Origin of the sequence: Rhizobium sp. CRRU65 (assembly GCF_048551595.1) — a bacterium.
Taxonomy (GTDB): Bacteria; Pseudomonadota; Alphaproteobacteria; order Rhizobiales; family Rhizobiaceae; genus Rhizobium; species Rhizobium leguminosarum_J.
In genome coordinates, this window is the sequence record NZ_JBLYZH010000001.1 from 92697 (window position 1) to 105159 (window position 12463).

The 12463-nt window shown below is 60.9% G+C and carries 11 protein-coding genes; 5 read left to right on the forward strand and 6 right to left on the reverse strand.

Annotated elements, in window-relative coordinates; translation table 11 throughout:
• Window position 1 precedes the first annotated feature (1 nt).
• From ACM5SV_RS00485 to ACM5SV_RS00500, 4 genes are all read left to right on the forward strand, one after another.
• A complete protein-coding gene (locus ACM5SV_RS00485) occupies window positions 2-694 on the forward strand; it encodes a response regulator transcription factor (protein ID WP_419424880.1) in 693 nt (230 codons plus the stop codon).
• A 199-nt stretch (window positions 695-893) separates the two neighbouring features.
• On the forward strand, window positions 894-1247 hold the full coding sequence (locus ACM5SV_RS00490) for an ArsR/SmtB family transcription factor (protein WP_221968835.1): 354 nt from the start codon (window positions 894-896) through the stop codon (window positions 1245-1247).
• Window positions 1248-1626: 379 nt separating this feature from the next.
• On the forward strand, window positions 1627-2328 hold the full coding sequence (locus ACM5SV_RS00495; RefSeq protein ID WP_221968837.1) for a nitroreductase: 702 nt from the start codon (window positions 1627-1629) through the stop codon (window positions 2326-2328).
• A gap of 48 nt (window positions 2329-2376) precedes the next feature.
• Window positions 2377-2949 (forward strand): NADPH-dependent FMN reductase, encoded by a 573-nt coding sequence (locus ACM5SV_RS00500; protein WP_113547492.1) that lies wholly within the window; start codon window positions 2377-2379, stop codon window positions 2947-2949.
• Between the two features lie 179 nt (window positions 2950-3128).
• Here ACM5SV_RS00500 and ACM5SV_RS00505 read toward each other — a convergent pair whose 3' ends face one another.
• From ACM5SV_RS00505 to ACM5SV_RS00530, 6 genes are all read right to left on the reverse strand, one after another.
• Window positions 3129-4316, reverse strand: a complete 1188-nt coding sequence (locus ACM5SV_RS00505; protein ID WP_011649533.1) for a galactarate dehydratase — start codon at window positions 4314-4316, stop codon at window positions 3129-3131.
• Between the two features lie 12 nt (window positions 4317-4328).
• The gene (locus ACM5SV_RS00510; RefSeq protein ID WP_419424881.1) at window positions 4329-5540 is read right to left on the reverse strand and encodes a mandelate racemase/muconate lactonizing enzyme family protein; all 1212 of its coding nucleotides are present in this window, start codon (window positions 5538-5540) and stop codon (window positions 4329-4331) included.
• On the reverse strand, window positions 5537-7258 hold the full coding sequence (locus ACM5SV_RS00515) for an ABC transporter ATP-binding protein (RefSeq protein ID WP_221968839.1): 1722 nt from the start codon (window positions 7256-7258) through the stop codon (window positions 5537-5539). The genes ACM5SV_RS00510 and ACM5SV_RS00515 overlap by 4 nt, the downstream gene beginning before the upstream one ends.
• Before the next feature lie 7 nt (window positions 7259-7265).
• On the reverse strand, window positions 7266-8387 hold the full coding sequence (locus tag ACM5SV_RS00520) for an ABC transporter permease (protein WP_003562630.1): 1122 nt from the start codon (window positions 8385-8387) through the stop codon (window positions 7266-7268).
• Window positions 8388-8396: 9 nt separating this feature from the next.
• Entirely contained in the window at window positions 8397-9383 is a 987-nt protein-coding gene (locus ACM5SV_RS00525) for an ABC transporter permease (RefSeq protein ID WP_003562632.1), read from the reverse strand.
• Between the two features lie 123 nt (window positions 9384-9506).
• Complete coding sequence (locus tag ACM5SV_RS00530; RefSeq protein ID WP_012755519.1) at window positions 9507-11444, reverse strand: ABC transporter substrate-binding protein; 1938 nt, start codon at window positions 11442-11444, stop codon at window positions 9507-9509.
• A gap of 301 nt (window positions 11445-11745) precedes the next feature.
• On the opposite strand from ACM5SV_RS00530, the gene ACM5SV_RS00535 reads away from it, so the two are divergent.
• Window positions 11746-12459: a FadR/GntR family transcriptional regulator gene (locus ACM5SV_RS00535; RefSeq protein WP_041935769.1), complete on the forward strand. Its 714-nt coding sequence runs from the start codon at window positions 11746-11748 to the stop codon at window positions 12457-12459.
• Window positions 12460-12463 lie beyond the last annotated feature (4 nt).

The window sequence follows — 12463 nt, forward strand, 5'->3', positions numbered from 1 at the left end:
CATGAGAGTTGACCAGCCGTTGCTGCGGAGATCGGCGCCGTTATCATTGCAGTGCAGTTATGATGAGAGCCAGCCGCTTGTCATTATCGTCGATGACGACGCATCGGTTCGCGAGGCGCTGTCGGAATTGATCCTGTCGGCGGGTTTCCAGTCGACCAGTTTTGCTTCGACCCGTGAATTGCTTGACGCCGATATTTTGGATAGCCCCGGCTGCCTTATCCTCGATGTGCGCATGCCGGGGGCAAGCGGCCTCCATCTGCAGCGTCATCTAGCCGAAAACGGCATTTCCAAGCCGATCATCTTCCTGACCGGACATGGCGATATTCCGATGACAGTCCAGGCGATGAAGGCCGGCGCCGTGGATTTTCTCACCAAGCCGGTGCGGGACCAGACGCTGGTCGACGCGGTGACTGCCGGCATTGCGATGGATGCCGAACGACGAGCGGAAGCCGCGATCGCCGAGCGCAACATAAAGCGCCTGGAGACGCTGACGCAGCGCGAGCGCGAAGTTCTGCATGAAGTGGCGCGCGGCCGCCTCAACAAGCAGATCGCCTTTGATCTCGGCATCAGTGAAGTGACGGTCAAGCTGCATCGCAGCAATGTCATGCACAAGATGGAGGCTGCCTCTATCGGCGAATTGATCCGGGCCTGGGAAACGCTGCCCGCGCAAATGCGCCAAGTCGGTGCGCGCTAGCTTATAGGTGAAGGATGCCGGGCTCGAAGACGAGCCTGCCGCCGCTGTCCATTTGATGCGCGGCGTATCCGATTCGCGCCAAAAAAGACGACGAGGCGCCGATAATGGGTTTCGGCTCCGCACCCATGCGTTATCTCTAAATTAAAGCTCGGGGATATGACCTGGTGCCCGGCTTTGGTTCCCTAAAGGAGATCTCGCCTTGAACAATCAATCGTCAGCCGCGCCTTCCCCTGAAACCAACGCCTTCGACAACGAAGCAAACTTCCTGTCAGCCATGGGGAATGCCAAACGGCTTCACATTCTGCATCTGTTGGCCGAAGGAGAAATGTCCGTGAGCGTCCTGGCCGACGAGGTGGGATTGAGCCAATCTTCGACGTCCCAGCATTTGGCAATTCTCCGAGAACAGGAACTCGTGCAGACGCGAAGGGCAGCCCAGACGATCTACTATTCACTTCAATCCGCCGCGGCCACCGCGATGCTCGATACGCTCGCCGACATCTTCGGATGGCATCCTCGCTCCCCAGTGGAACGCGTCCGAGCCGTAGGCAGCTGACGAAATGACGAAGCGGTGCTCTTGCGGCACATGATCTTGTAGGCAACTCGGGATCGGCGCAGCGGCAACGAAGAGCAGCGCAATGGCGAAGTCGGCGAAAAAGACAACTGCGGCTTGAGCGCAAGCGCCAAGCTGAGGCCCTTCAGGGGCGTCCTTCCAGGCCGGGATGCGGTGGCGCGGGAGTCCAGCGATGCTTCGCCCACATGCCCCCCCGCAACGCATCGATCCCTGATGTACGTTTGATGTACGCCTCCTAGACCACGGTGTGATTACGCCTCCATTGCGAATGGAGATAATGAACCACATCAGCAACGGAACAGTCTGGAGGAAGCGGCCATGACTATGGACGTAACGAACGGCCAGCGCCATGGAGGCGATCATGGACGTATATGAGGCAGTCAAAAGTCGGCGGTCGGTGCGAGGGTTCAAAGACGAGCCTGTGGACAGGGAGGTGCTTGAGCGTGTGCTGTCCGCCGCAGCTTGGTCGCCGTCAGGATCGAACATCCAGCCGTGGAATACCTATGTGATGACCGGCGCATCGCTGGCAGAGCTGAAGACGTCCGCCGTCGAGCGCGTGGCCCATGGTGACCCCTGGGACAAGCGGCAGTACGAGATGTACCCGGCCGGGCTGAAGCCCCCCTATGGGGAGCGCCGGTCCGCCTTCGGCAAGGAGCGCTACAGCGCGCTCGGCATTGCGCGCGAGGACTGGGAGGCGCGCCAGCGGGCAGCAATCGCCAACTGGAACTGTTTCGGCGCGCCCGCCGCCCTGTTCTGCTACATCGACCGTGACCTGGGCCTACCCCAGTGGGCTGACGTCGGCATGTATCTGCAGACCGTCATGCTGCTGCTCCGCGCCGAAGGTCTGCACAGTTGCCCGCAGATGGCGTGGTCGCAGGTTCGCGAGACGGTCGCGGAGGTCCTGTCGCCCCCGGACGGCCTCATCCTCTTCTGCGGCATGTCGATCGGGTACGAGGACCCCACGGTCAGTTACGCCCGTACAGGCCGCGCCCCGCTCGACGAGACGGTCACGTTCCTCGGCGATAGTGACTTGCGATCAAAGAACAGGAAACCACCTCTGTGATCCTAGCGTATGATACGTCCCTTCTCATGCGAGATATTGGAGAACGCCATGACCACGCATAAAGTAGGCTACCTCATCGGCAGCCTCGCCAAGGGCTCGATCAACCGCAAGCTCGCCAAGGCGTTGGTGCGGTTCGCCCCGCCGGAGCTTGAAATGTCGGAGATATCCTTCAAGGACCTGCCGCTCTACAGCTACGACTATGACGCTGATTATCCTCCGGCTGGCAAGGCATTCAAGGCGGCAATCGCAGCCGTCGACGCCGTGCTGTTCGTCACGCCCGAATACAATCGATCCATACCTGGCGGGCTGAAAAACGCCATCGACTGGGCTAGCCGCCCCTACGGCACCAACTCGTTCACACGCAAGCCGTCAGCGGTGATCGGCACGTCGCCGGGCGCGATAGGCACAGCGGTCGCCCAGCAGAATTTGCGCAGTGTGCTCAGTTTCTGCAACTCTCCCCAGATGAACGCCCCGGAAGCCTACATCCAGTTCACACCGGGGCTGATCACCGATGACGGCGAGGTCACGAACGACAAAACCGCGGATTTCCTTCGCACTTACATGCAGGACTTCCATGTCTTCATCGCAAGGGTTCGCTCAGTGCTGCCGAAAGATGCCTAGAACTGGATGATTTTAGGCCCGTCGGGCCTAAGATCTGAATTCTGTTCTAAATTAAAGAGTTAGAGCATGATGTCACCCGAAAACCGCTCACACTTTTCGGCATCTAGAAGCGTCGCCCTGCGGGAGCTGGCCGGGCCATCCGGGCGGTCAGCTCCTGTTTTTTAAAGCGGGCAATGCCCTCAGGCGAAGGCGTAGGAGCCGTCGGGCCGCTTCGGCACGCGCCGCTGCCAATGGATGTAGCCTTCCTCTTCCATCGCCTTCTCGTCCATTTCGACGCCCCAGCCCGGCCGGTCGGGACGCAGTTCCAGATAGCCGTCCTTCGGCAGATAGGGATCAACGACGTAACGGGTTTCTCCCTCCCGCTTCTCGATATCGAGGCCGCCATAGACATAGGCCTGTCCCTTTGGCAGCCGGTATTCGAGGATGCGGAAATTCTGTGCCGCCGCCGAAAAATGAACGTTGACCGCCGTTGCAAGCGGGCCCATCGGGTTGTGCGGCGCCACACCGACGAAGAAGGCTTCGGCAAGTGTCGCGATGCGGCGCATTTCGCTGATGCCGCCGACGACGCAGATGTCAGGCTGGATGAGGTCGGCGCCCTTGACCTGCAGCAGGCGGAGGAACTCGTTTCTGTTGTAGAGCGACTCGCCGGTCGCCAGCGTGCAGTTGAGCCCCTGTTTCAGATCACCCCACGCCTCGATATTTTCAGGACGCAGCGGCTCCTCGAAAAACAGCGGATCATAAGGCGCCAGCGCATTACCCAGCTGGCGAGCGGCGATCGGCTCGAAAATCTTGGCATGGGCATCGAAGGCGATCTCGTATTCGTCATTGACCGTCTCGCGTAGCGAGCGGAAATAATCCGCCGAGGCTTTGACGACATTGCCCCAGCGATTGGAGTGCATGTCGATACGCCAGGGGCTGAGCTTGAAGGCGGTGAAACCCCACCCCTCCTTCAGACGATCGAACTCGTCGCGGGCCGCCGGCGCATCCGGCGCGGTATAGACCCCGGCATAGACCTTGATGCGGTCGCGCACTTCGCCGCCGAGCAGCTTGTAGACCGGGACATTCACCGCCTTGGCCGCAAGGTCCCACAGGCAGTGATCGAGCGCGGAGATCGCGGCAAGACCGAGCGCCCCCGGCGGAAACCGGCTCTGCTGGATCAGCAGATTGACAAGATACTCCACGCGTGTCGGGTCCTGGCCGGAGACAAATCCATAGAGATAATCGAGCAGCGGCGGCAGCGCCTTGTCGGGGCCGTGATTGTAGCATTCGCCCCAACCCGTCAACCCGTCATCGGTGTCGAGCGCGACGATCACGCGCGGACGGTCCTTGTCGCGGGTCATGAAAACCCGCATGCGGTCGATCTTCATCTTTCTGTCCTTCTAGCGATTGAAATAGGTGCGGCGCGACTGGCGCGTCTGCACGTAGAGATGCTCGTTGTCGGTTCCGGTATTGTAGGCACCGGCACTTTGCGGCACCGAGACATTGCCGTTGCTGGGGAAGCGCGCCACGAAGGCCTCGTCGATATCGCAGCCAAGTCCCGGGCCATCAGGAACGGCGATCAAGCCGTCGACCTGTTGCGGATGCGGCACGATCGTCTGGCGGCGGCCATCCCAGTCGTCGTCGAGGCGCTCGAGGATGAGCGCGTTGGGGATCGCGGCGAGCAGATGCAGAGCCGCATATTCCGCCACCGGTCCGAGCGAACCCGAATGCGGCGCCATCTGGATATGATGGGCTTCGGCCATGGCCGCGATCTTCTTCATCTGGGTGATACCGCCGGCCCGGCCGGTGTCCGGCTGGATGACGTCGACCAGTTCCTTCTCGATAAGCTCACGCTCGCCGAAGATGGTCGCAAAGCGCTCGCCGGCGGCAAGCGGCACATGTGCTGCGTCGCGGATGCGCCGGTAGCCGTCGATATTCTCCGGCGCGATCGGATCTTCCACCCACATCAATTCATAGGGTTCGAGCGCCCGCACCAGCCGGCAGGCATCCGCCGGTGTCAGCCATGGCGGTCCGTGCAGATCGATAGCAATATCCATGTCGTCGCCGACGGCGTCACGCAGCGCGGCGACCTTGCGGACCGGATCGGCGACACCGCCGCACTTGATCGCCTTTATGCCGCGTTCCTTGATGGCAAGCGCGCGCTCGGGCGTATTCGCATGCGAGTAGATCGGAATCCGGTCGCGCATCTTGCCGCCGAGCAGCATCCAGACAGGCACACCGAGCGCCTTGCCTTTGATGTCCCATAACGCCATGTCGATGCCGGTCATCGCACCACCTCCGACCGTCCCGAGCATGCCATGTCCCATCATGGCGATATGCATCTTCTGCCATAGCCGTTCGGTATGGGCCGGATCTTCGCCGATAAGGAGTGGGGCGAGATCATGGATCGCTGTCTCGACGACGCGCGGCCACCCTGAGCATTCACCGATGCCGGTGATGCCCTCGTCGGTATCGATCTTCAGAAAGAGCCAGTTTCTGGTGCCGCCGAACTGTTTCGAGGCGCCACTGCTGGACCGTTGGTCGGAAGCCCAGTTCGCGGGATCAGGCTGACCGACATGCATGAGAAAAGTGCGGATTCCGGTGATTTTCATCGCTGCAAACTTCCATTCTTCAAAATCTCCGGCGCGACGTAGCGGAAACGCCTGGAATGGTCGCGATCACGCGGATCAGGGCGCGGGATCGCTGATATGAGCGCCTGCGTATAGGCGTGCTCGGGCGTGCGGCAGACCTTCTCCGCGTCGCCGATTTCGACGAGCTGGCCTTTGTACATGACGCCGACACGGTCGCACATGTAGCGGATAACGCCGATGTCATGACTGATGAAGATATAGGCGAGCCCGAGTTCGTCCTGCAGGCGCATCAATAGATCGAGCACCTGCGAGCGCACCGAGACGTCGAGCGCCGAGGTCGCCTCATCGGCAACGATGACGCGCGGATTAAGGGTGATGGCGCGGGCAATGCCGATGCGCTGGCGCTGGCCGCCGGAGAAGGCGTGCGGGTAGCGTTCGCGCGCCCTCGGATCGAGCCCAACCTGCTCCATCAGATGGCAAACGCGCTCCTCCAGCGTCCGCCCCTTTGCGACGCCATTGACGAGCAGCGGCTCGCCGATGATTTGCGAGACGGTCATGCGCGGGTTGAGAGAGCCGAAAGGATCTTGAAACACCATTCGCAATTCCCGCCGTGCCGCGGCAAGCGTCTGACCTTTTGCCGTTGCCAGATCGATGATGTCGCCGTCGGCGCGGCGATAGAGGATCTCGCCTGAAGTCGGATCGATCAGCCGCATGATCGAGCGACCCATCGTCGTCTTGCCGGATCCGCTCTCGCCGACGATGCCGAGCGTTTCGCCCGGCAGAAGCGAAATGGACACATCGTCCAGCGCTTTCACCTCGCCGAAATCCATCGATACATTGCGGAGCTCGAGGATCGGTGGCGCCGTCGTGTCGAGCGGCGGGCGCGCCAGCCGGATTTCGGCCTTCGCTTCCAGCTTCAGCACCGAGCCGATCAGCATGCGCGTATAGTCGTCTTTCGGTGCATGAAAGATCTGCTCGACCGGCGCATATTCCTTGGCGACGCCGTTGTGCATGACGAGCACATCATCGGCGATCTGCGCCACGACGCCCATGTCATGCGTAATGAAAAGAACGGCCATGCCCTTGGCCTTTTGCAGCCGGGCGATCAGGTCGAGAATCTCGGCCTGCGTCGTCACGTCGAGGGCCGTGGTCGGCTCGTCGGCGATCAGCAGCTGCGGTTTGCAGGCGAGCGCCATGGCAATCATCGCGCGCTGGCGCATCCCGCCGGAATATTGAAAGGCATATCGGTCCAGCGCTTTTTCCGGCGAGGGAATTTCGACCTGGCTGAGCAGCGATATGGCTTCAGCGCGCGCCTCCGCCTTGCTCATCCGGGTGTGAAGGCGAAGCGCCTCGACGATCTGGTTGCCGACCGTGTGGATCGGCGACAGCGACGACATCGGCTCCTGGAAGATCATGGCGATGTCGCGGCCGCGGATCGCCCGGATCTGACGCCCGCGCGGATTGAGGCTGGTCAGATCGATCGAGCCGCCGTTCCGATCGTTCAATATGATCGATCCGCCGGACATGCGGCCAGGCGCATCGACGATCTGCAGGATCGAACGCGCCGTCACCGATTTGCCGGATCCGCTTTCGCCGACGACACAGAGCGTCTTGCCCGGCTCGATCGAGAAAGACAGATCGCTGACGGCGCGGAAGACGCCGGTGCGCAGAGGGAACTCGACCGTCAGATTTTTCACCTGGAGCAGCGGCCTGCCGGCAATAGGAGGGGTATCGGTCATGCCGGCCTCATTTGTTGTAGGGGTCGGCCGCATCGCGCAGGCCGTCGCCGAGAAGGTTGAGCGCCATCACGGCGACCACGACGGCACAGCCCGGCATGAAGAGCCATGGCGCGGTGGCGATCGAGCGAATGTTCTGGGCCTCGCGCAGAAGCACGCCCCAGGAGATGGTCGGCGGCTGCAGACCGAGCCCCAGGAAGGAAAGAGAGGTTTCGGCAAGAATCATTGCCGGCACCGCAAGCGTGATCGACGCGATGATATGGCTGGCAAAGCTTGGCAGCATGTGACGAAAGATGATGCGTCTTTCGCGAACGCCGTCGAGCCTGGCGGCGGCGACAAATTCCTCGGTGCGCAAGGACAGGAAGCGGCCGCGCACGACGCGGGCGAGCTGCGCCCAGCCGGTCAGCGACAGGATGATCGTGATCATCATATATTGTAGCGTCGCAGGCCAGTCCTGCGGCAGGGCTGCGGCCATCGCCAGCCAGATCGGGATCGTCGGCAGCGACAGCACGAAATCGATCACCCGCTGCAGGAAGAAATCGATGCGGCCGCCGTAATATCCCGAGATGCCGCCGAGCACGATGCCGAGCATCAACGAGAAGAAGACGCCGACGAGGCCGATCGACAACGAGATCTGCGAACCCTGCACCGTTCGGCTGAAAACATCCCGCCCAAGCCTGTCGGCGCCGAACAGAAGCAGCGGCGTCGTCTTGTCGGGCGAGGCGATCAAATGGATGTTGGTCCTGAACAGGCCGAACACCGAATATTCATAGCCGCGCCCGAAAAACTGGACGTCGACACGTTTTGTCGTGTCTTCCTTGTAGATGGCGGCCAGCGTTTCCGGATCGCGGGCCAGCTTCATCGGATAATAATGCAGGCCGAACGAGAACCCGTTCTCAGTATCGATCAGATGCAATTTCTGCGGCGGGTGAAAGGTCGCCCGCGCATTTTGCAGGTACGGGTCGTTGATGGCGAAGAAGCCGGGAAGCAGGGCAACGATATACATCAGCACAGTGACGACAAGCGCCACCATGGCCAGCCGGTGCCGGCGGAAAGCCCACCAGATGAGCTGCCACTGCGATGCAACGGCGGCGCGATCCGGGGGAATGTTTGTAACGGTGATGTCGGCCACGTGGGGCTCCTATTCCAACCGAATGCGGGGATCGACCAGCGCAAGCAGGATGTCGCTGATCAGAGAGCCTATCAGCGTCAGCGCGCAGATCAGCAGGACGAAGGCGCCGGCGAGATACATGTCCTGAGCCATCAGCGCCTGCAGCAGCAAAGGTGCGGCCGTCGGCAGATTGAGGACGATGGCGACGACGACCGAGCCGGAGATGAGGTTGGGCAGCAGCCAGGCAATCGTCGAGATGAACGGATTGAGGGCGATCATCAGCGGATATTTCATCAGCAGCCGGAACTCTGAGAGACCTTTTGCCCGTGCCGTGGTGACGTATGGCTTCGGCAATTCATCGAGCATGTTGGCGCGCATGACGCGGATGAGGCTCGCCGTCGAGGAGACGGCAAGGATGATGACGGGAAGCCAGAGATGCGAGAAGAGGTCGACCATTTTGGCGAAGCTCCAGGACGCGTTCTCGTATTCCGGCGAAAAGAGCCCGCCGACATCCTGGCCGAATTCGACCGCCGCGACATACATCAGCACCAGCGCCAGCAGGAAGGACGGAACGGCTAGGCCGAAAAAGGTGAAGGCGGTGAAGAAATAGTCGCCGATCGAATATTTGCGCACGGCGGAATAGACGCCGATCGGCAGCGCGATCGCCCAGGTGGCGATCAATGTCGACAGAGCCAGAACGAGCGTCAGCGCCATGCGCTCCCAGATCAGGTCAGAGACCGGCTGCTGCCATTCGAAGGAAATGCCGAAATCGCCGCGTGTGAGAATGCCCCATATCCATTTGAAATATTGGACGAGCATCGGGTCGCCGAGGCCGAAGCGCTCGCGCAATTGCGCCGCCGTGTTCTGATCGACGATCTCGTTGGAGGCTGCCAGCGTCGCAATATAGGTCGTGACATAATCGCCCGGCGGCAGCTGGATCAGCACGAAAGCCAGGAAGCTGACGGCAAACAGCGATGGGATCATCCATAGGAAGCGTTTGGCGATGAAGACCAGCATGGGGCGCCTCTTGCATTGAACGCCGCCTTCCGGGCCTTGTCGGCCGTCAGGGCCGGCAAGGCATCTCGGAGAGCGAACTGAAAGTAAGCGCCGCACCTGATGGTACGGCGCTTATGACGAAAATCAGCTCGTGAAGGTGAATTGCTGCGGCATTGCCGGACCGGGATTGGGCCAGGACCAGCTATCCGGCTCCTTCTCGGGAACATTGCGCAGATTGTTGCGGATGATGCCGAAACCGCCGACGGCAAGGCAAAGGCCGACGGTCTCGAACTCCTCGGCCGCGATGTCGAAGATCTGCTTCATGATCGCGCCGCGCTTGTCGAGATCGGCCGTCGAACGCGCTTCGTCGAAGAGCTTCATGCGCTTCTTCTGGCTTTCTGGCGGTTCTTCGCCGCGTGCGCCGTTGGAGGTGTACCAAAGCGTCCACGGAATGGCGTAACGCGAACCCTGCGGATGGAAGGCGAAGAAATCGCGCGGATCGAGCATTGGATCGAGACCGCCAGGACCCGGCCACACCGCCGCGTCATGGGCGTTGTCGTCGCCGCGGGTGTAGTAGAGCGCCCGCTCGATCGTGTTGACCTTCATGTCGACACCGATCTGAGCCCAATGCGCCTTGACCAGTTCCAGGGCATCGACGAGGTCGGGATAAAGCGTCGGAATGACGTCGATCGAGAAGAACACCTTCTGGCCGTCGGGCCGGAGGCGGAAACCGTCGCCGCCTTTCTTGTAGCCGGCCTCATCGAGCATCGCGCCTGCCTTGTCGGCGTCGAATTCGGTGAATTGGCGCGCGTATTTTTCGTTATACCACGGATGGGTCGGACGCGGCCCTGCCTGGTAGGGCTCGCTCTGTCCGAAATAGACGATGTCGATGAGCTCCTGGCGATTGATGCCGATCGAAAGCGCTTGCCGGAACGCCTTGTCGGCAAACATCTTGCGCATGGCAGGATCTTTGTGGGTGATGTTGAAATAGATCTGGCACTGTTGCGAGGCCGAAGGCACGAGCGTCAGCAGCCGATAATCGCCCTTTTCCATGTTCTTGGACAGCGTCGGCTTGTTGGCGAGCACGCTGATGTGGCGTTCCTGTATGTCGATCTTTCCAGAGATGACGTTCAGCATCAGCGATTCGACGTCCTGTGAGATGCCGAAGTTGATTTCATCGATGTAGGGAAGCTGGTTGCCCTCGGTATCGACCTGCCAGAAATAGGGATTGCGGGTCATGACGACACGCGTCGCACCGCCGGCATAGGGCTCCTTGACCACCCATGGATCGAGCGTCGGCTTGTCGACATTGCCCCATCGCGACGGGATCTCGATGTCGCCGCAACGGCTGCGGAACAGCTCCGTCCAGCTGGTGACGCCGGCCTTCTTCGCATCGGCCTCGATATTGGGATTATATTTCGGCAGGAACTGGCTGCAGTAATGCTTCGGGAACAGCGTCGGATGCTGACCAAGCGGCGTGGCGAGGTTCTCCAGATAAAGCGCATTGGCCGCGGCAAAGGTGAACTTCACCGTGTAATCGTCGATCTTCTCGACGGTCACCGGCTTGCCGGCGACGGCAAGCTGCGCCGGTGTCGAGCTGTAGAGCTCGGTGTTCTTGACGCAGTCTTCGATCGCGAAAACGACGTCATCGGCCGTAAAGGGATGACCGTCCGACCAGCGCACGCCTTCGATCAGATGGAACGTGAATTGTGTTGCGTCGTCGCTGACTTCCCAGCGTTCGGCAAGGTTCGGCTGCACGGCGGTAAAGTCGAGGTTCCATCGCACAAGGCTCTGGTTGCCGACCATACGCAGGATGCCGTTATGGTCGGATGAACCGCGAAGGCCGCGGCGCAGCGAACCGCCATAGGTGCCGACTTTCTCGAACGGCGTCACGACCATCGGCTTTTTCGGCAGGCGCTCGGCGAGCGGCGGCAGCTTTCCGTCCTTGGCGAGTTGCGCAAGTGCCGGCGCTTCACCACCTGCGGCAGACACGCGACCGGCGATAGACAGCGCCGCGACACCAGCCATGCCACCAAGCACGGCGCGGCGGGTGACGCCACGCGACAGTATTTCTTTGGCCATCGAATTCCTCCCTTTTGCGCCGGCGCAGCCTTTGCACCGGCTGATGCGTCGGGCTCCCGACCCGACGCTGACGCCCTCCTCGGCGCGACGAGCGAAACCATAGACACGTTCTCAAATGATTACAAGAGTTGACAGATAATTACAAATTTTGTAGCCATGCAGCATTGAAACGCCATGTTGCGCCGCCGAAATGCGACCAACAAGACCAAAAACGTTGAATCTGTCAGATGCTGTGCACCGCCTTGAACATCATGGCCGGCGACAGCCACGGCGCACGCGGCGTTGAGAGAAAAGGACCATGGTGACATTCGCGGTCGATGCCGGTTCGAACAGGGGCGCAACGCGCTTCAGCGACATCATCTACGAGAAGATCGTGGGGATGATCGCCGACGGCAACTTTCCGGTGAACGAACGACTGCCGCCGGAGACGAAGCTGGCCGCTGATTTCGGCGCATCGAGACCCGTCGTGCGCGAAGCGCTCGAACGCTTGAGAGCCGATGGGTTGGTCGTTTCGCGCAAAGGTTCCGGTTCCTATGTCAGGCAAAGGCCGGATTCGTCGATGCTGAAAATGGTGCCGGTCGGCTCCTTGGCCGATGTCCAGCGGTTCTTCGAATTTCGCGCCGGTCTCGAAGCCGAGGCGGCTGAGCTTGCGGCACGAAACTGGCAACCGGACGACAGGGAGCGGATAATGGCAGCGCTTCTTTCGATCGAGCAATGCTTGCGCGATGGGGAGCTTGGTGCCGAGGAGGACCAGGCTCTGCATGATGCAATTGCCATGGCGACCGGTAACCAGTTCCACATCACCATGCGCGAGTGGTTCAAGCCGCATTTCGCCATCGGGCATTCCGTTACGCGAAGCTTGAGCCTGAAGCGGACGCCGGAACAGATCCGCAGCGTCCAGGATGAGCATGCGGTGATCGTCGAGGCGATCTTCGCGCACCGGGAAACCGAAGCGCACGATGCGATGAAGAAACACATACTGAATGCTCGCGCCCGCATGTTCCAGGGCGTTTGAGCGA